The organism is Bacillus sp. FJAT-49711, from assembly GCF_018343715.1.
Taxonomy (GTDB): domain Bacteria; phylum Bacillota; class Bacilli; order Bacillales; family Bacillaceae_C; genus Lederbergia.
In genome coordinates, this window is the sequence record NZ_JAGYPL010000001.1 from 621250 (window position 1) to 644885 (window position 23636).

At 36.2% G+C, this 23636-nt stretch carries 24 protein-coding genes; 23 read left to right on the plus strand and 1 reads right to left on the minus strand.

The window, feature by feature from the left end:
* The first annotated feature begins 26 nt into the window (after positions 1-26).
* The 13 genes from KHA96_RS03155 (at position 27) to purU (ending at position 11030) form a co-directional block, all read left to right on the plus strand.
* Positions 27-809 (plus strand): CheR family methyltransferase, encoded by a 783-nt coding sequence (locus KHA96_RS03155; RefSeq protein WP_213127831.1) that lies wholly within the window; start codon positions 27-29, stop codon positions 807-809.
* Between the two features lie 332 nt (positions 810-1141).
* A complete protein-coding gene (aroB, locus tag KHA96_RS03160) occupies positions 1142-2233 on the plus strand; it encodes a 3-dehydroquinate synthase (protein WP_213127832.1) in 1092 nt (363 codons plus the stop codon).
* A gap of 81 nt (positions 2234-2314) precedes the next feature.
* A complete protein-coding gene (locus KHA96_RS03165; protein WP_213127833.1) occupies positions 2315-3199 on the plus strand; it encodes a hypothetical protein in 885 nt (294 codons plus the stop codon).
* Between the two features lie 24 nt (positions 3200-3223).
* Complete coding sequence (locus KHA96_RS03170; protein ID WP_213127834.1) at positions 3224-4483, plus strand: tetratricopeptide repeat protein; 1260 nt, start codon at positions 3224-3226, stop codon at positions 4481-4483.
* Between the two features lie 28 nt (positions 4484-4511).
* On the plus strand, positions 4512-5057 hold the full coding sequence (locus tag KHA96_RS03175) for a ReoY family proteolytic degradation factor (RefSeq protein WP_213127835.1): 546 nt from the start codon (positions 4512-4514) through the stop codon (positions 5055-5057).
* A 114-nt stretch (positions 5058-5171) separates the two neighbouring features.
* The gene (locus KHA96_RS03180; RefSeq protein ID WP_481748202.1) at positions 5172-5636 is read left to right on the plus strand and encodes a YpiF family protein; all 465 of its coding nucleotides are present in this window, start codon (positions 5172-5174) and stop codon (positions 5634-5636) included.
* Positions 5637-5780: 144 nt separating this feature from the next.
* On the plus strand, positions 5781-6290 hold the full coding sequence (locus KHA96_RS03185; RefSeq protein WP_213127837.1) for a QcrA and Rieske domain-containing protein: 510 nt from the start codon (positions 5781-5783) through the stop codon (positions 6288-6290).
* A gap of 17 nt (positions 6291-6307) precedes the next feature.
* Positions 6308-6982, plus strand: coding sequence for a menaquinol-cytochrome c reductase cytochrome b subunit (gene qcrB, locus KHA96_RS03190; protein ID WP_213127838.1), 675 nt, complete (start codon positions 6308-6310; stop codon positions 6980-6982).
* Between the two features lie 30 nt (positions 6983-7012).
* The gene (locus KHA96_RS03195) at positions 7013-7783 is read left to right on the plus strand and encodes a menaquinol-cytochrome c reductase cytochrome b/c subunit (protein ID WP_213127839.1); all 771 of its coding nucleotides are present in this window, start codon (positions 7013-7015) and stop codon (positions 7781-7783) included.
* Positions 7784-7844: 61 nt separating this feature from the next.
* Complete coding sequence (gene lhaT / locus KHA96_RS03200; protein ID WP_213127840.1) at positions 7845-8456, plus strand: lipoprotein heptaprenylglyceryl N-acetyltransferase LhaT; 612 nt, start codon at positions 7845-7847, stop codon at positions 8454-8456.
* A gap of 64 nt (positions 8457-8520) precedes the next feature.
* On the plus strand, positions 8521-9309 hold the full coding sequence (ypjB, locus tag KHA96_RS03205) for a sporulation protein YpjB (RefSeq protein ID WP_213127841.1): 789 nt from the start codon (positions 8521-8523) through the stop codon (positions 9307-9309).
* A gap of 57 nt (positions 9310-9366) precedes the next feature.
* A complete protein-coding gene (locus KHA96_RS03210) occupies positions 9367-10050 on the plus strand; it encodes a zinc metallopeptidase (RefSeq protein WP_213127842.1) in 684 nt (227 codons plus the stop codon).
* An 89-nt stretch (positions 10051-10139) separates the two neighbouring features.
* Positions 10140-11030: a formyltetrahydrofolate deformylase gene (purU, locus tag KHA96_RS03215; protein WP_213127843.1), complete on the plus strand. Its 891-nt coding sequence runs from the start codon at positions 10140-10142 to the stop codon at positions 11028-11030.
* Between the two features lie 347 nt (positions 11031-11377).
* On the opposite strand, the gene KHA96_RS03220 is transcribed toward purU, so the two are convergent.
* Entirely contained in the window at positions 11378-12253 is an 876-nt protein-coding gene (locus KHA96_RS03220; RefSeq protein ID WP_213127844.1) for a YitT family protein, read from the minus strand.
* A 149-nt stretch (positions 12254-12402) separates the two neighbouring features.
* On the opposite strand from KHA96_RS03220, the gene KHA96_RS03225 reads away from it, so the two are divergent.
* The 10 genes from KHA96_RS03225 to dinG all read left to right on the plus strand — a co-directional run bounded on the left by KHA96_RS03225 (position 12403) and on the right by dinG (position 23592).
* Complete coding sequence (locus KHA96_RS03225; RefSeq protein ID WP_213127845.1) at positions 12403-12741, plus strand: nucleotide pyrophosphohydrolase; 339 nt, start codon at positions 12403-12405, stop codon at positions 12739-12741.
* A 1-nt stretch (position 12742) separates the two neighbouring features.
* Positions 12743-13546: a 4-hydroxy-tetrahydrodipicolinate reductase gene (gene dapB / locus KHA96_RS03230; RefSeq protein WP_213127846.1), complete on the plus strand. Its 804-nt coding sequence runs from the start codon at positions 12743-12745 to the stop codon at positions 13544-13546.
* 115 nt (positions 13547-13661) lie between these two features.
* Positions 13662-14378: a bacillithiol biosynthesis deacetylase BshB1 gene (gene bshB1 / locus KHA96_RS03235; protein ID WP_213127847.1), complete on the plus strand. Its 717-nt coding sequence runs from the start codon at positions 13662-13664 to the stop codon at positions 14376-14378.
* Positions 14375-15517 carry an N-acetyl-alpha-D-glucosaminyl L-malate synthase BshA gene (gene bshA, locus KHA96_RS03240; RefSeq protein WP_213127848.1) on the plus strand — a complete coding sequence of 381 codons (1143 nt, stop codon included), beginning with the start codon at positions 14375-14377 and terminating at the stop codon, positions 15515-15517. Before bshB1 ends, bshA begins: the two co-directional genes overlap by 4 nt.
* Positions 15518-15519: 2 nt before the next feature.
* Entirely contained in the window at positions 15520-16713 is a 1194-nt protein-coding gene (locus KHA96_RS03245; protein ID WP_213127849.1) for a CCA tRNA nucleotidyltransferase, read from the plus strand.
* Positions 16698-17681, plus strand: a complete 984-nt coding sequence (locus KHA96_RS03250; protein WP_213127850.1) for a biotin--[acetyl-CoA-carboxylase] ligase — start codon at positions 16698-16700, stop codon at positions 17679-17681. The genes KHA96_RS03245 and KHA96_RS03250 overlap by 16 nt, the downstream gene beginning before the upstream one ends.
* Positions 17682-17942: 261 nt before the next feature.
* On the plus strand, positions 17943-18776 hold the full coding sequence (gene panB, locus KHA96_RS03255) for a 3-methyl-2-oxobutanoate hydroxymethyltransferase (RefSeq protein WP_213127851.1): 834 nt from the start codon (positions 17943-17945) through the stop codon (positions 18774-18776).
* A 1-nt stretch (position 18777) separates the two neighbouring features.
* Positions 18778-19617 (plus strand): pantoate--beta-alanine ligase, encoded by an 840-nt coding sequence (gene panC / locus KHA96_RS03260; protein WP_213127852.1) that lies wholly within the window; start codon positions 18778-18780, stop codon positions 19615-19617.
* Positions 19618-20065: 448 nt separating this feature from the next.
* On the plus strand, positions 20066-20449 hold the full coding sequence (gene panD / locus KHA96_RS03265) for an aspartate 1-decarboxylase (protein WP_213127853.1): 384 nt from the start codon (positions 20066-20068) through the stop codon (positions 20447-20449).
* Positions 20450-20796: 347 nt separating this feature from the next.
* Complete coding sequence (gene dinG / locus KHA96_RS03270) at positions 20797-23592, plus strand: ATP-dependent DNA helicase DinG (protein ID WP_213127854.1); 2796 nt, start codon at positions 20797-20799, stop codon at positions 23590-23592.
* Positions 23593-23636: the final 44 nt, after the last annotated feature.

The following is a 23636-nucleotide window of genomic DNA, read 5'->3' on the forward strand; positions in this document are numbered from 1 at the left end:
TACAGAGAAAGTGACGGGGTATTACGATGGATCAAGATTATCATCAATTTATTGTACAAATTAAGCAAAAAACGGGTATTGATTTATCTTTATACAAAGAAGCGCAAATGAAAAGAAGACTTACGTCCTTATATCAAAAAAAAGGATTTTCCTCTTTTAAAGAGTTTTATGCCGGGATATTAGCAGATTCACAAATACTGAATGAATTTCTTGATAGAATGACGATTAATGTAACGGAGTTTTTTCGTAATCATAAGCGTTGGGAAGTATTGGAGCAAAAAATTCTTCCTCGTCTTTTAGCAAATAAGAAAAAACTGAAAATTTGGAGTGCTGCTTCCTCTACAGGAGAAGAACCGTATACAATTTCCATGATATTATCGAAATACATTCCACTAAATCACATATCAATATTGGCAACGGATATAGATGAGCAAGTATTGGCTGCGGCACAAGCAGGAATTTATTCAGAACGATCATTAGCAGAAATTCCTTCCTCTTTGCTTTCTAAATTTTTTCAAAAAGAAGGAAATATTTATAAAATCAACGAAGAAGTAAAGAAGACAGTTGATTTCAGAAAGTTAAATTTGCTAGGAGATCCATTTGGCCAAAATTTTGATTTAATAGTTTGTCGAAATGTATTAATCTATTTTACAGAGGAAGCAAAAGAAGAACTGTATAAAAAGTTTTCCACTTCTTTGGCTGATGGCGGGGTACTCTTTGTTGGGAGTACTGAACAAATATTTAATCCAAGACAATATGAATTAGAGGTAGAAGATACTTTTTTCTATCGCAAAGTTAATATTTTGTAGATTCTCGGAATTTCAAGGTGTAAATCTGCTGAACTTCCAAGGACTTCCAAAAAGTTGAGCTTTATTGAAGATGGTTATTGTTTACCCAGGTTGTGCGTGTTGATTTCCGCTGCAGATGCTCAACCCCCGAACACGTCCGCCTGGAACGGAAGCTATTGGTGGCAGGCAGACGCATTTTTTGAATATTATTTAACTTACTCATAATAGTCTGGGAGCAATATTACAGGTGAAAAATTGAGCGATTCCCCTTTTAAGAATAGGCGGATCTAAATAGAAAATTTTTAGCGATCCGACCATTTCTAGAGTCTATCTGATTAGTAGGAGGAAAAAAATTGAAAATTGATATTGAAACACCTTCAAAATCTTATCCAGTTTACATAGGAATCAATGTTTTAGAAAATCTTACAATACATTTACAAACTGCTCAATATACAAAACTTCTTATTATTACGGATGATATTGTAGGTCGATTGCATTTGGAAGAACTAAAAAATGCACTTCCACAACCGTACGAAAGTTTTACTTATATTGTTCCATCCGGAGAAAAAGCAAAGCAATTTACAATATATGAAGCGTGTTTATCATATGCCCTTGAACAAGGACTAGATAGAAAGTCTTGCATCATTGCATTGGGCGGCGGTGCCGTTGGCGATTTAGCAGGCTTTGTCGCAGCAACCTATATGAGGGGGATTCCTTTTATTCAGGTACCGACAACAATTTTAGCCCATGACAGCGCTGTTGGTGGGAAAACTGGAATCAACCATCCACTTGGAAAAAATTTGATCGGCTCTTTTCATCAGCCCGAGGCGGTCATTTATCATACACGTTTTCTTAAAACCTTACCACAATCAGAAATTCGTTCTGGTTTTGCCGAAGCAGTAAAACATGCACTTATTGCCGATGCTGCATTGCTTTCGTTTTTGATGTCCAATATATCTGACTTACAAACAATAAAAGATGACGACTTAATCTTTTTTCTAAAAAGAGGAATTGAAATAAAAGCTGAAGTAGTGTCAAAAGATGAAAGAGAAATGGGAATTCGTGCATTCTTAAATTTTGGTCATACATTAGGTCACGTTATAGAATCGTCAGCGGGATACGGAAAAATATCACATGGTGAAGCGGTTATGACTGGAATGATATATGCCTTATACTTAAGCAAGGAGTTATTAGATCTAGATTTTAATATTACTGAATTTGAATTATGGATTAAAAACCTTGGATATAGCTTGGAAATTCCAAATGATCTTGAGTTTGAAAAAGCATTTACAGGAATGGCGAGGGATAAAAAGTCATTTTCTAATAAACCGAGATTTGTGTTATTGGAAACCATTGGCCAACCTGTAGTAAGGGAGCTCAATAAGGAAATATTAGAAAAGATTTATAAAACTTTTCTTTCATCAACACAATTAGAAAGAAAATAAAAGAAACGCAAGAGAATTATTTCATGTTTCCTACCTTTTTTACATAGATTGTTTAAAAAGGTTTACGAAAGGTAGGAAGACATGGACTATATTATTGAAAATGCAGTGTCTATAGATAATGGGCAAAGAAAGAAAGTTTCGATGCTAGTGAGAGATTGTGAAATACGATATTTCGGGTCAAAATCCTTAAACCTTTCATTACTTAAGATGGACGCAAGCTCGTTTGCTATTACTCCTTCTTTTATTTATTTTGCTCCTAACATACCTGATTTGCCATTCGAACAATTTAAAGTTTATTTTTCTAATCAATTCCTAAAAAAGGGATGTGGAACGCTTATTACGCATTTTGATATATCTCTACTAAAAGATTTTGATAAAATGCTGATTAAGAAGCGTATTTCACTTCTTAATAGCCCTATTGATTTTCTGATTGGTGTAAGAGTTCCTGCAACAATATTAAATCCTGCACTTATCATTAAGTGCAAGCAAATGAAAATACCAATTATTTTTATAGAATTTACTCGTATGAGTGAGTTGGAAAAAATTCCTTGGGGGTGGATAAAAAATGCATCCTTTCCATACAATCCCATCTTTATTCCAACATTTCCTCCAGCCATGAAAACCTATCGCAGAAAATTATTGTCTCAGAAATGGAACAATATCTTACAAGCTGAAAAACTTCCCCATTTATCACAGCCGCTGCAGTCGGATACACCTTTAAAAATAGAAATAATAAAAAAAATTGGTTTGTATCCTAAAAAAGGGATTTTGAAAGTAGGCGGCGAAATAAGTTATAATCTATATTTACAATTAAATGAGTTTGAACATGTATCAAAGGACATAAATAAATATGATCCATCTATAGCTGTACAAAAAGGGAAATTTATATTTATAAATGAAACAGCGATATTTCGTCCGGGATATGGTGATGAAATAACTATTAATAAAACATCACTTTTTGTTTGAAACAGAGGGAAAGGATACTGCTAAATGAATAACGCAGAACTTATGCTTAAATACATCGAAGAGCAAAATTTATCAGAAGCTGAAAAACAATTTAAGAAGGTGAAGATTAGCGGGACAGACGATGAAAAATATATGTTGGCTCAAAGCTTGTCACTGTATGGATATTTGGAGGAAGCGAAAGAGCTTTATGAAATATTACTTCGTTTTTACCCCGATGAAGGAGAGTTGAAATTAAGCTTGGCTGAGCTCTTGATTGAAATGGGGATGGAAGACGAAGCACTTCAATACTTAGAAACAATTTCCGAAGATGACCCAAATTATCCAGCTTCTTTATTAGTGGAAGCAGATTTATATGAGATGCAAGGGTTGTATGAAGTCAGTGAAAATAAATTACTGAAAGTAAAGGAATTATCTACAGAGCCGGTAATTGATTATGCCCTTGGAGAACTTTATATGACGCAAGGAAGATTTTTGGAAGCTGCTAGATCTTTTAGTGAATTACTTAATGCGAATGTAAAGGAAATGGCTGGAATAGACATATACAGCAGGATGGCGGAGGCCTTAAGTGCTGGTGGAGCATTTGAAGAATCACTACAATATTATGAGAAATCACTTGAAAATAAAAAGGATATTGATCAGTTATTCGGTTATGGGTTAACCGCATATCAATCTGGTCAATATAAAGTGGCGATTAAAGCCTTTAATCAATTGCGTGAAATAGATCCCTATTATCACTCACTGTACTTATATTTAGCGCATAGTCTTGAACATGAAGAAGAAATGGACGAGGCATTGGAGGTCGCTGCAGCAGGTTTGGCTTTAGACGAATATAATAAGGATTTACATTATTTTGCAGGTAAACTATCTCTTAATATTGGGGACGAAAATAAAGCGGAACATTTTTTTAGACAGGCGCTTGTATTGGATCCTGAATTTACTGAGGCTGCAATATCTTTAAATAGGCTGCTAATTCTTCAAGAAAGATATGAATCTGTTTTGGAAATTACGGAAATGTTTTTTGAGGGGGGAGGAGCAGATCCTCAATTTCATTGGGATGCCGCTATTAGTTATCAGCATACCGAGCAATTTAGAGAGGCATTAAATGAATATGAACTTGCATATAATGATTTTAAAAATAACCAAGATTTTTTAGTGGATTACGGATATTTTTTAATGGAAGAAGGAAATAGAAAGGCTGCTTTCGAAATCTTTTCATTGCTCGCCTCGATTGATCCCGCAAATGAAGAATGGGTTTCTTTGTTAGAAAGATTGGATGATTATTAAGATAACTTTTGCAGAGGAGGGAAATACAATGGAGACCCCTGTATCTGTCAACGAGAAGAAAGAGTTTATTCGCTGGTTTCTAAATCGCTATCAATTAAAAAGAAGGGAATCGGTCTGGATCCTTAATTATTTGATGAGTCACGATCAACTAATGGAAAAGGTTCATTTTGTAGAAGATGCTCAATGTTGCCCAAGAGGTTTAATCATGTCGACTCATTGCACGAGAGAAGTTCCATTTCGTTTTTACAAAGAAAATATTATGACAACAGACGCTGAAAAATCATTTCATGACATTCGACTGAATCGCGACGAAGATATATATATACAAATAAACTTTAGGTCTTCAAATCTTTCACACCAATATGCAGCTGTTCTTGAAGATAATCCATTTGTTCAAAATAAAGTGTATTTAAGTGAAAAAGATAAAATGTACGCAGAACAAATACTAGATAAAAGTATTAAAATGTTTCATGAAGAAAAGTTATTAAAAGCCATTGATCAAGCTCTTGAAATGCGAGATCATAAGGAATTTGCCAAACTGGCAAAGCAATTAAATGAATTAAGAACAACATAAATCCTCCCACAGCTTTTTTGGGAGGACTTTTTCTTTACAAAAGCATTTTGTGCATGCTTTTTTTATGATGAATGATAGAATATCAATTAGAACATATTAGTAAAAGAGGTGTAAATGTTGAATTGGTCTTCGAAAGATATCACTTTGTTTAATGCAGAAAGAGAATACATTGATACCGCCGTTATCCCTTTAATGCATGTAGCACTTGATGACGGCATTAAACGGGCGGCTGAACAAGGTGAGTTTATTCAACTGCTATCTGTCCATTTAGAAAGACAATTTAAAGGAAGAATTCTTGTGTTACCTCCATTTACATATTTTAAGGAGCCCGATTATAAGAGAGATGAGCTAATTGATTGGTCAAAAAGAGCAAAAGAAGCAGGTTTTTCATACGTTTTTTATTTAACTTCCGATCCAAAGTGGAAGGCGTTAAATAAAGATCTTCTAGGATCTTTGATATATATTCCATCCATTCCACTTGAGAATATGGATGAGCATTACAAGCATTCCGTCATAGATAATCAACTTAAATCCCTTATTGAGGATATAATCAAAGCTTGGCAGATTGAAAATGATTAACCAATTCGCCACATAGTTGACAATGTTTAGCTTTCAATATTATTGACCAAGGCGCGTTATTGATATATCATAATTATGTCCTAGTTTGTATAATGTGCATAAAATGTCCGATGGACTTACCTTACTGACAGAGGGGGGAAAAGGATGAGCAAGAATCCTGTAACAAGACGTCAATTTTTAAGCTACACACTCACTGGAGTAGGTGGGTTTATGGCTGCTGGAATGTTGATGCCAATGCTTCGTTTCGCTGTAGATCCTATGTTGAAAGCGCAAGCTAGCGGTGATTTTAAAATGACGGATAAAAAGATTGCCGATATTACAGCAGATCCAGTCCGTGTTGATTTTAAATACGAACAGCAAGATGCATGGTACAGTTCGGAAGTAACACAAACAGCTTGGGTTTACAAAAATGATGCTGGGGAGATTGTCGCTCTTTCACCAGTTTGTAAACACTTAGGTTGTACTGTAAGTTGGGAAGGAAGCGAAAAGCATCCAGATATGTTCTTTTGCCCTTGCCATATGGGTCTTTATACTAAAGACGGCAAAAACGTACCGGGCACTCCGCCTAGGGGACCATTGGATGCTTATCCAACGCAAGAAAAAGACGGCATTTTAATGCTTGGAACACCTGTAGCAAATCCATTCGTAAGATAGTAAAGGAGGCACTAATCTTGCTTAACAAAATGTACGATTGGATTGACGAGCGTATGGATATTACGCCGATATGGAGAGACATCGCAGACCATGAAGTGCCTGAGCACGTTAACCCTGCCCATCACTTTTCTGCGTTTGTTTACTGTTTTGGCGGATTAACCTTTTTTATTACTGTAATCCAAATACTGTCGGGTATGTTTTTAACAATGTATTATGTACCTGACATTAAAAACGCTTGGGAATCCGTATATTATCTTCAAAATCAAGTTGCTTTCGGGCAAATTGTCCGTGGTATGCACCATTGGGGTGCAAGTCTAGTTATTGTTATGATGTTTTTACATACACTTCGTGTGTTTTTCCAAGGAGCATATAAAAAGCCACGTGAACTCAACTGGATTGTTGGAGTACTTATCTTTTTTGTTATGCTGGCTCTTGGGCTTACAGGCTATTTACTCCCTTGGGACATGAAGGCATTGTTTGCAACAAAGGTTACACTTGAAATTGTTGAATCTGTGCCGCTTATAGGTATTCATGCGAAAACATTGATTGCGGGGGATCCAACGATTGTAGGGGCGCAAACTTTAACCCGTTTCTTCGCTATTCATGTGTTTTTCCTACCTGCAGCATTGATGGCATTAATGGGTGCTCACTTTATCATGATCCGGAGACAAGGTATTTCTGGACCATTGTAAAATTAGTTTAGAAAAAAAGGAGGGGACACAATGCATCGTGGAAAAGGAATGAAGTTCGTTGGCGACTCACGTGTATCTGCTGAGCGTAAACCGAACATTCCAAAAGATTATTCCGAATATCCCGGTAAAACAGAAGCATTTTGGCCTGACTTTCTATTAAAAGAATGGCTTGTAGGTGCCGTTTTCCTAATCGGATTTTTATGTTTAACTGTTGCACATCCTAGTCCGCTTGAACGTATTGCGGATCCCACTGATACTGGATATATTCCACTACCAGATTGGTATTTCTTATTCTTATATCAATTATTGAAATACACATATGCTTCAGGACCGTATAATATACTTGGAACAGTTATTATTCCTGGTCTAGCATTTGGTGGGTTAATGCTCGCTCCATTTATTGATCGTGGACCTGAACGCCGCCCATCAAAACGCCCTTTTGCAACTGGCTTTATGCTTCTTGCCTTCGCTGCCATTTTCTATTTAACTTGGCAAGCTGTGGACATGCATGACTGGGCTGCAGCTGAGCAACAAGGTAAAATTACAGAAGCCGTTGAGGTCGATAAGGATGCGGAAGGTTATAAGATATATGCCGCTCAGAGCTGTATCGGTTGTCACGGTGAAAATCTGGAAGGTAAATCTGGGATTGGACCAGCCTTAGTTGGCACCGGCCATACACCTGAAGAAGTTAAGGATATCGCTGTAAATGGTTACAAAAAGATGCCCGCAAATGCCTTTGATGGTTCCGATGAGGATTTAGATAAGCTTGCAGATTTTGTTTCTGAAATAGCAAATAAATAATAAGTTTATTTTAAGCCGGCAAATTGCCGGCTTTTCCACATTATATGGAAGGCAGAGAGCGATGAATTTAATTTATACATATTTGGCAGATCGCCGGTTTTTATGGCTTTTATTGATCATTAATACAGCAGGCACATTATATGGATATTATTGGTACGAAAGTCAAATAGCAAACACTCCTGCTATATACATACCATTTGTTCCTGACAGCCCTACAGCAAGCCTTTTCTTCGTATTTGTCATTGCAGCGTTTTTACTTCGTACAAACTGGCCGCTATTTGAAGCGCTTGCAATCATTACATTATTTAAATATGGTTTATGGGCTGTGGTTATGAATTTATTGTCCCTAGCTGTATTAGGAGAACTACCATGGCAAGGGTATATGTTGATTTGTTCACATGCTGCGATGGCGGTCCAAGGGATTTTATATGCCCCCTTTTATAAAATGAAATTTTGGCATGTTCTAATTGCAGCTGTTTGGACATTGCATAACGATGTGATTGATTATGTATTTATGCAATATCCTAAATATCCAGGACTTGAGATCTATGTACAAGAAATCGGCTATTTCACATTTTGGCTCAGCATCGTCGGAATAGCTATCGCATTGTATTATTCACGTAAATATAAACAAGGAAATCAACTTCAGTTATATGGACCTAGAAAAATGTAATTGCTAGGTCTATTCTTGTCCCATATCACATACATTTTATCAGTAGTATGGGGAGGGACAAGTAATGAAGTTGAAATCTATCATCCTTCTAGTGCTTTGCCTTTTGATTTTTGGATTTTCTGTACAAGCTGAATCAAAGTCTTCTATGACTGAATTAGATAAGCTTGCTGATGAAACATTACAGTTGACAAAGTTTGGTCGCTATGAAGAGGCTAAAAAAGTGATGGAAAGATTTGGATCGCTGTTTTCTGAAAAAGGGGTATTGGAACGGCATTTTACGATGGACGAACTTAGAGTCATAACGGCAGCTCACCACGAAGCAGAAAAAGCATTAACTAGCATCAATTTAAATGAAAATGAAAGAGTAAAGAAAGTAACCGCATTTCGATTAGCGACTGATGCCGTTATTTCAAAATATCAGCCATTATGGTCTCAGATGGAAAGGCCGATTATGAGTGCCTTCGATGATGTGAAAAGTGCTGCATTAGAAGGAGATGAAAGTCTTTATAATAGTCAATTAAATGAATTTTTATCAACCTACTCCGTTATTCAACCAAGTATAAAAATTGATGTTTCTGTTGAGAAGGTTCAGAAGCTAGATTCTAGGATTGCCTTTATTGATCAAAATCGTACGTCGTTTTCTGAGCAAAAGTGGATGAAAGAATTGGAAGGTCTGGAGACCGATTTAAAAAAGCTGTTTTCTGAAATAAATAAAGACGATACTGATCCTTCTATCTGGTGGGTTATGATTATGACAGGGGGTATCATCATTTCTACATTGTCATACGTTAGTTGGCGTAAGTATCGTGGTCAAAAAATGCAAAAACAAAAACGAAAAGGTCCAAATGATTGACCAATTTCCTACTATCCAATAAAATAGAATATAAACAACTAGATATGGGGGTTTAAAATGGGAGGATATTTAATTTATTTGGCGATCATTATTATTATCCCAATATGGGCTCAAATGAAAGTGAAAAGTGCATACACAAAATACTCAAAAATACCTACTTCTGCCGGTATGAGTGGTGCTGAAGTTGCTCGTAGAATATTAGATGCAAACGGATTAAGTAATGTAGCTGTTAGGGAAACACAAGGGGTTTTAAGTGATCATTATAATCCTTTGAATAAGACCGTTTTTCTTTCATCATCCAATTATCACCAACATTCGGTCGCTGGTGCGGCAGTAGCAGCCCACGAAGTTGGACATGCGATTCAAGATAAGGAAGGATATGCGGCTCTTCGTTTTCGCCATGCGTTAGTTCCAGTCGTAAATTTCACTTCAAAATTTGCTTGGATCTTCATTATGATAGGAATTCTTGTTACTGCAATGCCAAACTTTTTACTGATAGGTATTATATTAATGGCTGCAGGAGTCGTTTTCCAAATTGTTACATTGCCTGTCGAATTCAATGCTTCTTCTAGAGCAATGGATCAAATTGTTTCACTAGGTCTTATAAGCAATGCTGAAGAACGAGATGCACGAAAAGTATTAAGTGCAGCAGCCATGACATATGTAGCCGCTGCAGCTGTCGCAGTACTCGAATTAATAAGGTTAATATTGATCTTCACGAATATTACTAGAAATGATTAATTAAAAACCCGGTCTTTACCGGGTTTTTGTTTTGCAATATTCCATAAAAGAAAGTAAAATAGCTAAAAACATTAAAGAGGGAAGTATGGATGACAAATAAAGTATTGAATCAATATCGAGAACAAAATCTGGACCGTGCAAGGCTTCTTATAAAATGTCCCGATCAGCCAGGAATTGTATCTGCGGTTTCAACATTTTTAATGAATAATGGCGCAAATATTATAGAATCCAGCCAGTATTCAGCGGATCCAGATGGAGGAAACTTTTTTATTAGAATGGAGTTCAGTTGTCCGGAACTACATAATAGACGAAATGAAATGGAGCAATCCTTTTTAGAAATAGCAACAAAATTTAAAATGGATTTCGAATTTCGCTATGTAAGTGATATTAAAAAGACGGCAATCTTTGTCTCAAAAGAATTACATTGTTTAATGGAGCTTCTATGGGAATGGCAAAATGGAGATCTAATGATGGATATTGGTTGTATTATTAGTAATTACGAGGATTCTAACCAATTGGCTGAATCACTTGGCATTCCATTCTATTACATACCCGCGAATAAAGATATTAGAAAGCAAGTAGAGGAGCAACAGCTAACTATACTAAAAGAACATAAAATTGAACTAATCATTTTAGCTCGCTATATGCAAATATTGACTCCTAATTTTGTTTCTCATTATCCGAATCAAATTATTAATATTCATCATTCTTTTCTACCTGCTTTTATAGGTGCAAGACCTTATGAGCGGGCATATAATCGAGGTGTAAAACTTATAGGGGCGACTTCTCACTACGTGACCAATGATCTTGATGAAGGACCGATTATTGAACAAGGTGTAGAAAGAGTAAACCACCGTGATCAAGTAGAAGATATGAAAAGAATCGGAAGAAATATTGAAAGAAGCGTATTAGCAAGAGCTGTAAAATGGCATTTACAGGATAGAGTCATTGTTGATGGGAATAAGACGATTGTTTTTTAGAAATTGAAAATAATTGTTTAACTAGTTGAGTGAAGCGGAAGAGGGCGACTTCTGGCCGGCGATTACATTAAGACATCCTTTCCCTCTAAGGATTAGAGTGATAGGTAAAATCCCGCAGATTATAGAAAAGCGGAGGCGACTGTTCAGCGTCGTATGAACGGGAGGCCTTTCCTGCAATGAGATAAAGGAAACACGGCAAGGAACAAGCAGGAAAGGCTCTTTCGCTAGACGCTAGGAAAACGAGCTAGACAACCGGCCAGCAACAAGGAAGTTTTCCGCGAGCCACCAGGAAAGCATTCGCCTGTAGTAAAAATCAACATACATATTCAGAATTAGAGAAAGGTAATTTATACATCATATGGTCTCTTATTTTCGTCTAATGTAAAGCCTTCACCCATTACATCGTGAACAACGGTTACTGAGACAAATGCATAAGGGTCAATAGCATTTATTATTCTTTTTAAATTTACAATTTCGTTTCTGGCCACAACACAATAAAGAATTTCTTTATTTTGTTTTGTAAATGATCCATAGCCACGCAATACTGTTACTCCCCTGCCCATTTGCATTAAAATTTCATCAGCGATTTTATCATGCTGCATTTCAGAGATAATCATAGCCCCTCTCGCAGCATACGATCCTTCCTGCATGAAATCAATGACTCTCGCACCGACAAAAACGGCTACGAGTGTATACATAGCTTGCACGTGGTTTAAATACGTTAAAAGGGAAACAGTGATGACAATCGCATCAAACATAAACATTGTTCTACCCATACTGAATCCTTTATATTTTAAGAGCAGCCGAGCAATAATATCGACTCCGCCTGTTGTTCCTCCATATCGAAACGTAATGCCAAGGCCAATGCCGATAAAAACTCCGGCAAATAAGGCGGCTAAAAATAAATCACCATTCAATGGGATACTAATTTGATATCTTTGAAAAATAAATAAGAATAATGAAACCGATAGCGTTCCAATGATGGTATATATAAAAGATTTGCTGCCGAGCAGTTTCCAACCAACAAAGAAGAGGGGAACATTCAACATGAGGTTTGAAATGGATGGATCAATATGGAAAACGAAATAAAGTAATAATGTAATTCCAGTAAATCCGCCCTCTGCTAAATTATTTTGCATATTAAAATGTACGATGCCAAAAGAAAAGATAGCTGCACCTATTAAAATAAAAAATACATTTTTAAATTTTATGCCAACTCTCATTGTTTAGCCTCCGATTAGATGTTATGTTGGGTACGAAGCTAATTCATTATAACCAATCTTTGACAAAGTGTACAAAATTACTACATTAAGCAATTTTATTTGAATATAAAAAAGGTATTAGCTAACATAATGGTGAAAGGTGATACATTATGAGTGAACAAAAGACTATAAAGCAAATGCAAGAAGAAGTAGACTTATACATTAGTCAGTTTAAAGAGGGGTATTTTAGTCCTCTTGCGATGCTTGCCAGATTGACCGAAGAACTTGGAGAGTTAGCCAGGGAGATTAATCATCATTATGGGGAAAAACCAAAAAAATCAACAGAAGAAGAAAAAGCAATTGAGGAAGAAATAGGAGATATGCTGTTCGTGTTAAATTGCTTGGCAAATTCACTAAATATTGATTTAGAAAAAGCACATGATCAAGTGATGAATAAATTTAATACTCGAGATAAAGATAGATGGACGAGAAAAAGTGAGGATGAATAATATGGAGAATCCTATAAAAATAGTAGTTGCTGGACCGCGTGGAAGAATGGGGAGAGAGGCAGTCAATTTAGTAAAAGACGCTCCTGAATTTGAATTAGTTGCTGTTTTGGATCGGAAAAATAATGGATTATTGCTCTCCGAAATTGAAGGTTTTTCTAATCTTGATGTTAAAATCTATACAGATGTAGAAGAATGCTTTCGTAATGTTGACGCTGATGTTTTAATAGACTTAACTGTACCTGAAACCGGGTATTTACATACTAAAACTGCATTATTACATGGCATACGCTCGGTAGTTGGGACAACAGGATTTACAAATGAAGAGATATCTGAATTAAGAAAATTAGCCGAAGAGAAAGAAATTGGCTGCATTATTGCACCTAACTTCGCTATTGGCGCCATTTTAATGATGAAATTTTCACAAATGGCAGCGAAATATTTTAACAATGTGGAGATTATCGAACTCCACCATGATCAAAAGCTGGATGCTCCTTCAGGAACAGCGTTAAAAACAGCTCAAATGATTACAGAAAATCGAGATAAACAGAAACAAGGGCATCCTAATGAAAAAGAAACGATTCAAGGTGCTAGGGGTGCAGACTATGATGGGATGCATATTCATAGTGTAAGATTACCGGGGCTTGTTGCCCATCAACAAGTTTTATTTGGAGCTCCTGGAGAAACTTTAACAATTCGACATGATTCATATAACCGTGCTTCCTTCATGACAGGTGTTAAAATGTCTGTAGAAACCGTAATGGGCTTAAACACATTAGTCTATGGATTAGAGCACATTTTATTTTAGAATAAAGCGTTTTAAGACTGTTTTCATATTAAATGGTGTTGTCGTTATCAACGGATAACTTTTATGAGAACAGTCTTAAAAATGTATATTTTACATTAGTTAAGGGGCGGCTTTTATGGATCGACAAGCAGTAGATATTCTAGCTTTTGGGGCTCATGCAGATGATGTTGAAATTGGAATGGCTGGCTCCTTGGCAAAGTGGGCGGCAAGCGGAAAGAAAATTATTATATGTGATTTAACGGAGGCTGAATTATCATCAAATGGTAATGTGGATTCTAGAAGAAAAGAAGCGAGTAAAGCTGCTGACTTACTTGGAGCAGTAGAACGTGTGAATCTATATTTATCTGATCGAGGATTATTTTTAACGGAAGCACATATTAGAAAAATATCAAATGTGATACGAAAATATAAACCGAGAGTTATTTTTGCACCTTATCATAACGATCGCCACCCTGATCACGGGAATTGTTATCGTTTAGTCGAAGAGGCTTTTTTTTCTGCAGGAATTCGAAAATATGAAGTAGAGGGCAATCTTCCACCTCATAAAGCTATATATTTATACCAATACATGATAAATGGTTTTGATTCTCCTGACTTTGTAGTTGACATAACCGACTATATCAACAAAAAGGTGGAAGCACTTCAAGCTTATCAATCTCAATTTTTTATTAATAAAGGTGGAGTTCAAACTCCTTTAACTGAGGGATATATAGAAAGTGTAACAGCAAGAGACAAACTATTCGGAAAAGAAGTGGGTGTCGGGTTTGCCGAAGGATTTCTTTCTAGTAAACCATTATTACTAAATAATAATCTGTTTGGAGAAGGCTTATGAAATTAAAAATAGGGATTACATGTTATCCTACTGTCGGCGGTTCAGGTGTTATAGCAACCGAGCTTGGGAAAATGTTAGCAGAAAAGGGTCATCAAATTCATTTTATAACGTCAAATATCCCATTTCGACTGGATGTTTTGCATCATAATATTTATTTTCATCAAGTAAGTGTAAATCAATATTCTGTTTTTCAATACCCACCATACGATATCGCCTTAGCCAGTAAAATGGCTGAAGTCATAAAACGCGAGCAACTTGATATTTTACATGTTCACTATGCTATTCCACATGCAGTTTGTGCAATATTAGCAAAACAAATGGCGGGGACGGATGTGAAAATCGTCACTACTTTACACGGAACGGATATTACGGTATTAGGTTACGATGCTACGCTTGCTGAAGCGATCAAATTTGGTATTGAAAAATCTGATTCTGTTACAGCTGTATCAAATGCTTTAAAGATGCAGACAAATGAAGTCGTTGGCGCAGAAAAAGATATAAGTGTTATTCATAACTTTATTGATGAAAGAGTTTATAGGAAAGTAAATGCTGATCATTTAAGACTTGCTTATGGAATAAAAGAAGAGGAAAAAGTAATCATTCATGTTTCTAACTTTCGGAAAGTGAAGAGAGTGCGTGATGTTGTTGCTTCCTTTGCGAAAATTGCGAAGGAAATCCCTGCGAAACTTCTTCTTGTAGGTGATGGCCCAGAAAACACGAGAATATGTAAACTTGTAAAAGAATTAGATATTGAAGATAAGGTACTTTTCCTCGGTAGACAAGATCATTTAGAGGAATTGTATTCAATTAGTGATTTGATGTTATTGCTCTCAGAGAAAGAAAGCTTTGGTCTCGTTGCTTTAGAGGCAATGGCGTGTGGCGTTCCATGTATTGGAACGAATATCGGGGGTATTCCGGAAGTCATCATTGACGGTTATAATGGTTTTATTTGTGAACTAGGTGACTTAGAAACAATCAGCAATAAATCACTTAGTCTTCTACAAAATGAGTCATCGCTTGAGGAGTTTTCTCATCATGCATCTTTGACTCCTATGGAACGTTTTCAATCAAATTTGATCGTAGAAAAATATGAAAAGCTATACGAATCTTTAATGCAAAGTGTTGGACAAGGATGGTAAGTATGAATAATATGTTTTTTTCCGCAACTCCTGTACTTGAAAAAATCGAAAAAGCTGGCTTCGAAGCTTATTTTGTTGGAGGTGCAGTAAGAGATCATCTTCTTAAACGGGATATTCATGATGTTGATATCGCAACATCTGCTACACCTCAAGAAATTAAGAAGATATTTTCATCAACAGTAGATGTTGGAATAGAACATGGGACTATTCTTGTCCTTTATAATGGACAAGGCTTTGAAGTGACGACATTTAGATCAGAATCGACCTATGAAGATTTTCGCAGACCTCAATCAGTTACTTTTATTCGATCTCTTCATGAAGATTTACGACGAAGGGATTTTACAATGAATGCCATTGCGATGGATAGAGCAGGGAATTTTATCGATCCATACAACGGAAAGATGGCTATTTATAATCAAATAATAGAGACTGTAGGAGAAGCTGCAGAACGGTTCAAAGAAGATGCCTTACGAGTCATGAGGGCGATTCGTTTCGTCAGCCAGTTAGGATTCAGCCTCGAATATAAGACTGAAAGAGAAATGGCCAATTTATCTTATTTGCTGAAGTATATTTCAGTAGAAAGAATAACTGCAGAAATGACGAAGCTGCTCAATGGTACATACCGTGAAAAAGCATTAAAAATAGCAGTAGAGACCAAATTATATTCTTATTGGCCTTCTTTATTTAATGATAAACGAATCATCGATTCTATTTTATCTTTACCGATTAAGACATTAAAGGAAATAGAATTATGGATTTTATGTGTATTTTTAACAAATCACCCGAACTCAAATGAGCTATTAAAAAAATGGAAGCTTCCTAGCAAAAAGATACAATTCATCTTGCGTTCCCTATCGCTATTACGATGGAGGAAGGAACAAGAATGGACAAATTTTGAATACTATCGTGCTGGAAAAGAAATATCTACGATTGTGGAGCGAATTTATCAAACAAGTCTAGGCAACGATATCTCAGAGATAGAAAGTAATATTCAGCAATTATTTAGTCACTTACCAATCTCGTCACGTGAAGATTTACCTATTTCGGGTAATGATATTTTGGCATGGTGTAATAAACCAGCTGGTCCATGGGTGAGGGAAGTAATGGAAGGCATTGAAAAAGCAATAATCAATAAAGAAATTAATAATGAAACAGCTGAAATAAAAAGGTGGGTGAAATCTTGTCATCTTCCGTAAAAAAACAACTATACGAAGCTTTAGCAAATGCTGATGGAAAATATTTATCAGGACAAGCATTGGCTGACATCATTGGTTGCTCAAGGACAGCCATTTGGAAACATATTGAAGAATTGCGTAAATCAGGGTTTGAATTGGAAGCTGTCCGTAAGAAAGGATACCGATTAATAAGTAAGCCTGATCATCTTTCAGGTCATGAAATATTATTCGGATTAGAAACAAAAACGATGGGGCGAAATGTTCTTTATTATGATTCTGTTGAATCAACACAAATGATTTCTCATAAGGCTGCAAGAGAGGGTGCGCCTGAGGGTACGATTGTTATTGCAGGAGAACAAACCGCCGGAAAAGGCAGAATGACTCGTCCTTGGCACTCTACAAAACAAAAAGGGATATGGATGAGTATGATCATCAGACCGAAACTCCCTCCACAAAAAGCACCACAGTTTACCCTTATATCCGCAATAGCGTGTGTTAGAGCAATTGAAGAAGTCACAGGATTGGAACCTAATATAAAATGGCCCAATGATATACTTTATAAAGGGAAAAAGCTGACTGGTATTTTGACAGAGCTCCAAGGAGAAGCCGACAAAGTTAATTTTCTTGTGATTGGAATCGGTATGAACGTTAATCAGAGGGAAGAAGATTTTCCTGATGAAGTAAAAAAAATCGCTACGTCATTGGAATTTGAATCTGGTCACACAGTATCAAAAACAAAAGTGATCCAAAAAATCTTGTTATACTTTGAAAAATATTATGAACTATATATGGAGCAAGGATTTGCCCCTCTAAAAATATTGTGGGAGAGCTATGCAGCGGGGATAGGCAAGACAATCATTGCTAGGACCATTACGGGAGAAATTTCTGGTATAGCACTCGGTATAACAGAAGAGGGCATATTAAAAGTGGAGGACGAAAAAGGAAAAATCCACTATATTTATTCTGCGGATATTGAGTTTCCTTCATAGTCAATACAAAAATTGTTTGTTATAATGCAATTGAAGAATAGTTAATGTAAAACGGGCGGTATCCATTATGTGAACTGCACCAACCATAGTAAAAATTTTTTAATAAATTCTGCCTTGATCCAAAGGGACGGGGACAGAGGACCGAAACGAGTGAAGATTTTAGGAGTCCTTCTGCCTATTTGGAGAGGACTCCTTTTTAATGTTGGATCAATACACTCGAATACATTCGTTTCCTCTGAAAGCAAAGGAGGAGAATAAAAAATGAAACAAACAACGGATTTTTCAAAAATGAAAAAGTCTGGCGAAAAAATTGCAATGGTAACAGCTTACGACTATCCACAAGCTAAGCTTGCGGAACAAGCGGGAGTAGACATGCTTTTAGTTGGAGATTCTTTAGGTATGGTTGTGTTAGGGTATGAATCGACTATACCAGTCACCTTGCAAGATATGATTCACCATACGAAAGCAGTCAAAAGAGGAGCTGCCAATACCTTTATCGTCTCCGATCTGCCGTTTATGACTTACCATGTAAGTAAGGAAGAGGCTTTAAGGTCAGCTGCTGCCCTTATGCAAAAAGGTGGAGCACACGCTGTTAAAGTAGAGGGTGGTGGAGAGGTTATAAACACGATCAGGACACTAACTGCAGCAGGTGTTCCAGTTATGGCCCATCTCGGTTTAACGCCACAGGCTGTTGGTGTGTTAGGTGGTTATAAAGTGCAAGGCAAGAGTGCAGAAGCAGCAAGCCATCTTGTTGATGAAGCAATAAAATGCCAGAAAGCCGGGGCTTTTTCTATCGTGTTGGAATGCATTCCAAAACAACTGGCTCATCTAGTTTCTGCAAAATTGGATATTCCGACTATCGGAATTGGTGCTGGAAATGGTACAGATGGCCAAGTGTTAGTTTATCATGATTTGTTGACATTTGGAGTGGAGCGCGTACCGAAATTCGTGAAACAATATGGTGATATTAACACTTTAACAAAGGAAAGCATTCAACAATATGTTGCTGAAGTAAAAAAATCTTCCTTTCCAGAAGAACAACATTCGTTTACGATGAATGATTCCGAGCTAGAGTTGCTTTATGGAGGGAAATAAAATGGAAATAATTACTTCAACAAAAGCTATGCAAGAACGATCGTTACAGTTGAAAAAACAAGGAAGTACAATCGGATTTGCCCCAACAATGGGATATTTACACGAAGGTCATTTAAAATTAATCAAACATTCCTTACAAAATAATGATGTAACTGTCATGAGTATATTTGTAAATCCACTTCAGTTTGGACCAAATGAGGACTTTGATGCTTATCCTCGTGATGTTGAGAGAGATAAAGAACTTGCTGAAGAAGTTGGCGTGGATATATTATTTTTACCTGAACGCTCTGATGTATATCCAAATGAGCCATCTTTTGAAATAAATGTTTTGAGACGAACAAATGTGCTTTGCGGCAGAAGTCGGCCTGGACATTTTAACGGAGTAGCGACAATCTTAATAAAACTGTTTAACATTATATTGCCGAACAATGTTTATTTTGGAATGAAAGACGCACAGCAAGTGGCTGTAGTAGATTCGTTAATCAAAGATTTTAATTTCCCGATCCAGCTTATTCCTGTTGAAACGGAAAGAGAAGAGGATGGACTTGCACGAAGCTCACGGAATGTTTATTTAACGAAAGAAGAAAGAGAGCAAGCGCCTCACCTTTATAAAGGCCTGAAAAAAGCGGTTGATATCATTCAAAATGGTGAAATAAAACCAGCAACTGCCATTCAGATCGTGGAAGACTATATTAAAACTAATACAAATGGTGAAATTGATTATATTGAAATTTTAAGTTTTCCTCACCTTGAACAATTAGAACGATTACACGGAAAATTAATCATTGCACTTGCAGTGAAGTTTTCGAGGGCAAGATTAATTGACAATATCATTCTATAGACACAACTGAGCTCTCGGGATTTCGAGTTGTAAATCTGTTTCTATAAAGGCTATTTTTGCAAACATTGTTACTTTACCTAGATAGTGGTTGGTTGATTTCCGCTACAGTTGCTCGCTTTCCGCGGGGCAGGGGCGGTGAGGCTCCTCGGCGTAAACGCCTGTGGGGTCTCACTGTTCCACTGATCCCCGGAGGAGTCTCGCACTTTCGCTCCAATCAACCTGCAAAAGGTTTTGTTTTAAAGGCAAAAATCCCTTAGAAAAGGGACTATAAGGAATGATAGTGCATCTTTTTATGTTTAGATTAATCTTCAAGTGGAACGTCAGTAGGTTTCAACTCCAAGTTATTGTGGTGTTTTCAAAACTTAAGTGTTTTTGAAAAAAAATAGCGATAGCAATTTTAACTCGGTGAATATCGAAAGTCTATTCAATCATAAGGAGGTCCAACATCATGTTTCGTACGATGATGAATGGAAAAATCCATAGAGCAACAGTTACAGAAGCAAATTTGAATTATGTCGGAAGTATTACAATCGACAGAGATATTTTAGAAAAAGTTGGGATGGTAGCAAATGAAAAGGTTCAAATTGTAAATAATAATAACGGAGCTAGATTTGAAACATATATTATTGAAGGTGAAAAAGGTTCTGGTGTCATTTGTGTGAATGGTGCAGCTGCAAGGCTCGTACAGCCAGGAGATATTGTTATCATCATTTCATATGCTTTAGTTCCGGAAGAAAAAATTCATTCGCATCAACCTAAAATTGCACTTATGACAAAAGATAATAAAATTCAAGATATGATTCATTACGAACCAGAAACAACAATTTACTGATTAACTAGCTCTTTTTTCTTACATTATTGCAAATAACTATGAATTTTAACAACGACAATTGGATCCATGTTATTAAAATGAATAATCCTCTGTGAAAAAAGCTGGGAACTACAATAAGAACATTTAAATTCTAGGTGTAAAACAGGCTTTGCAAACAACAAATTTTAAGAAAACAGCAATTAACTAAAAACCAGTCTAATTATTTATAAATTATTGGGCTGGTTTTTGGTCTAGTTATAGTTATCGTACTTTTTTTACCCGAGCAGCTTATATATGATACAATTGTCGGGAGTATTTAAAGAATGAAAGTCAAGCCTAGCGCTTTTCTAGTAAGGTGTGGTATGTGTATGACACGTAAATACGTAGTTGTTGATTTGGAGACGACGGGAAATGCCCACGATCGTGGAGATCGCATCATTCAACTGTCTGCTGTTGTAATACAAAATCGGCAAATCGTCGATCAATATACAACATTTATTAATCCTGGTATTCCAATTCCAGCATTTATTCAAGAATTGACAGGTATCCAAGATGAGATGGTTCAAGATGCACCAGAATTTAATGATATTGCACCAAAAATAAATGATTTACTTCAAGATTCAATTTTCGTCGCGCATAATGTGATATTTGATCTTGGTTTTTTAAGGAATGAGCTTAAAAAGGCAGGATACAATCAAATCGGATTCGATTCAGTCGATACAGTAGAATTTGCAAAAATTCTTTTGCCTACTGCACAAAGTTATAAGCTTTCCGAATTAGCGGAATATCTTCAGTTGAAGCATGAAAATCCGCATCAAGCAGATAGTGATGCGCTAGTTACGGCTGAATTGTTTTTAATCTTATTAGAACGTACAAAAACCTTACCGCTTATTACATTGGAAAAGCTGACCGATATGGCCTATTCATTAAAAAGCGATTTATATATTTTGTTTGAAAGTATATTGAAAGAAAAACGAAAAAATATCGATAATTTACAAGAAGATCTAGAGGTTTTTCGGGGGATTGCACTAAAGAAAAAAGTGATCCCAGAATCTAATAAAGACAAGATCATTCCATCTTTTCCAAAGAGCAAGGAAGAAAAGAATCAATTATTTTCAAAGCGAATTAATCTTCGTCATGGACAAATGGAAATGATGGACACGGTATATGGATCTTTTGAGATGAATCAGCATGCTGTTATTGAAGCAGGGACTGGGACAGGTAAAACATTGGGATATTTGTTGCCATCCTTATATTTTGCCGTTTCTAAAGGTCAACCCGTCATAATAAGTACATATACGATTCAAATGCAGAATCAAATTTTGAATAATGAAATAGTCCGATTAACACAATTAATTCCATTCTCATTCCAAACCTCAATATTAAAAGGGCGCAGCAACTATATAAATATGTTGAAATTCGAGCAATCTTTATATGAAAAAGACCCTCAATACGATACGGTTATGACAAAAATGCAGTTCCTTGTTTGGTTAGTGCATACGGAAACTGGTGATATGGATGAACTAAATGTATCAAGTGGTGGGAGATTATTTAAACAAAGAATTAAACATGATGGCTGGTTTTTTCAAAAAGAAAAGGACCCATGGATTTCTCATGATTTTTACATGCATGCTAGAAATCTTGCTGCCAATGCAGATCTTGTCATTACAAATCATTCCATGCTGCTTGCAGACATAGAAAATGATCAAAATATTCTTCCTGATTATCATTATGTTGTGATCGATGAAGCGCATAATTTAGAAAAAGCAGCTAGAAATTGCTTCGGAAAAAAACTTGAATATAATACTTTGAAATTTAGGATTGGCCGTCTCGGAACACTAGAAAAGAATCAGTTATTTAGTAAAATAGAAAACCTTTTACAGAAAAAAGGACTAACACCATCTTTTCATGCTTTTGAGTTGGATCAGGTCATCTCACAGCTCGATTTGGAAATAGATGATCTATTCGTTATGTTGGGCAAAAAAATTTCTCATCTATATGGACGACGAGCGAATAAAAACACAAAACAACAATTGCGAATTACAAATGAGATGATGTCAGATCGTAAATGGTTGCCTTTAGTAATATGTGCCGAAAGGGTTTATGATTTTCATCGTACGATTAGTAGAGAGCTTGAAGATCGTCTTGCGTTAGTTAAACGAGAGGATAAAAAGTTAACAGAAGGTGAACAAGCATTTTTTGAAGAAATCAATAGCTTTTTGCGGGACTGGATTCAAATAGGGGAGAAAATTCAACAAATTTTGTTAAAACCTACGGATCATCATGTTACGTGGATTGAGGGGGATATACGTGCACTTCCTAACAGTATAGGGATATACGTTCAACCTTTGAACCCAGGTAACGATTTAGCAAAGAATTTTTTTAAACATAAAAAAAGTGTTGTGATGACTTCTGCAACGCTTACAGTCAAGCATTCATTTAACTTTTTCTTAAATGAATTGAATTTGCGACAAGAAGGTTTGCTTGAAAGAGTGATTAGTTCTCCTTTTGATTATAAAGATATGGTAAAACTAATGATTCCATCAGATTTGCCTGAAGTTCGCGGTACCGTTAATGACAATTATATCGAAGCAATAGCTAGTCATATCATTGCAATTGCTGATGTAACGGATGGTAGAATGCTCGTACTTTTCACATCGTACGATATGCTTAGAAAAACATACCAACTCATTAAAGATTCATTTGCACTAGAAGATTTTGTGCTCCTCGCGCAAGGTATTTCTGGTGGAAGCAGAACAAGGCTCACAAGGAATTTTCAACAATTTAATAAATCGATTCTGTTTGGTACAAGTAGTTTTTGGGAAGGTGTAGATATTCCAGGAAAGGATTTATCATGCTTAGTAATCGTAAGACTGCCATTTTCACCTCCTGACGAACCGATATCGGCTGCTAAATATGAATTGCTCAAGAATAATGGTAAGAATCCATTTTCGGAATTTGCATTACCTGAAGCGGTCATTCGGTTTAAGCAAGGTTTCGGCCGTTTAATAAGAACGGAAACCGATCGTGGAGTAGTTATTGTATTAGATAGGCGAATTGAAACAACAAGCTATGGAAAAACATTTTTACAGTCCATTCCACACATTTCAATCGAACGTGGGCCCTTAAATAATCTTTTACCAGTCATTGAAAAGTGGTTATAAATTTGAGGCTGCGTTAATTAATTAACACAACCTCAAGTTTGTGG

Bases quoted from the DNA above. Each gene is read 5' to 3' on its own strand.
- purU (WP_213127843.1), top strand. From the start codon at position 10,140: ATGACAAATAAAGTATTGAATCAATATCGAGAACAAAATCTGGACCGT.
- KHA96_RS03195 (WP_213127839.1), top strand. From the start codon at position 7,013: ATGCATCGTGGAAAAGGAATGAAGTTCGTTGGCGACTCACGTGTATCT.
- lhaT (WP_213127840.1), top strand. From the start codon at position 7,845: ATGAATTTAATTTATACATATTTGGCAGATCGCCGGTTTTTATGGCTT.
- KHA96_RS03225 (WP_213127845.1), top strand. From the start codon at position 12,403: ATGAGTGAACAAAAGACTATAAAGCAAATGCAAGAAGAAGTAGACTTA.
- KHA96_RS03210 (WP_213127842.1), top strand. From the start codon at position 9,367: ATGGGAGGATATTTAATTTATTTGGCGATCATTATTATTATCCCAATA.
- panB (WP_213127851.1), top strand. From the start codon at position 17,943: ATGAAACAAACAACGGATTTTTCAAAAATGAAAAAGTCTGGCGAAAAA.
- KHA96_RS03185 (WP_213127837.1), top strand. From the start codon at position 5,781: ATGAGCAAGAATCCTGTAACAAGACGTCAATTTTTAAGCTACACACTC.
- KHA96_RS03245 (WP_213127849.1), top strand. From the start codon at position 15,520: ATGAATAATATGTTTTTTTCCGCAACTCCTGTACTTGAAAAAATCGAA.
- KHA96_RS03170 (WP_213127834.1), top strand. From the start codon at position 3,224: ATGAATAACGCAGAACTTATGCTTAAATACATCGAAGAGCAAAATTTA.
- dinG (WP_213127854.1), top strand. From the start codon at position 20,797: ATGACACGTAAATACGTAGTTGTTGATTTGGAGACGACGGGAAATGCC.
- panD (WP_213127853.1), top strand. From the start codon at position 20,066: ATGTTTCGTACGATGATGAATGGAAAAATCCATAGAGCAACAGTTACA.
- KHA96_RS03180 (WP_481748202.1), top strand. From the start codon at position 5,172: ATGTTGAATTGGTCTTCGAAAGATATCACTTTGTTTAATGCAGAAAGA.
- bshA (WP_213127848.1), top strand. From the start codon at position 14,375: ATGAAATTAAAAATAGGGATTACATGTTATCCTACTGTCGGCGGTTCA.
- ypjB (WP_213127841.1), top strand. From the start codon at position 8,521: ATGAAGTTGAAATCTATCATCCTTCTAGTGCTTTGCCTTTTGATTTTT.
- bshB1 (WP_213127847.1), top strand. From the start codon at position 13,662: ATGGATCGACAAGCAGTAGATATTCTAGCTTTTGGGGCTCATGCAGAT.
- KHA96_RS03165 (WP_213127833.1), top strand. From the start codon at position 2,315: ATGGACTATATTATTGAAAATGCAGTGTCTATAGATAATGGGCAAAGA.
- KHA96_RS03155 (WP_213127831.1), top strand. From the start codon at position 27: ATGGATCAAGATTATCATCAATTTATTGTACAAATTAAGCAAAAAACG.
- KHA96_RS03220 (WP_213127844.1), bottom strand. From the start codon at position 12,253: ATGAGAGTTGGCATAAAATTTAAAAATGTATTTTTTATTTTAATAGGT.
- dapB (WP_213127846.1), top strand. From the start codon at position 12,743: ATGGAGAATCCTATAAAAATAGTAGTTGCTGGACCGCGTGGAAGAATG.
- panC (WP_213127852.1), top strand. From the start codon at position 18,778: ATGGAAATAATTACTTCAACAAAAGCTATGCAAGAACGATCGTTACAG.
- KHA96_RS03175 (WP_213127835.1), top strand. From the start codon at position 4,512: ATGGAGACCCCTGTATCTGTCAACGAGAAGAAAGAGTTTATTCGCTGG.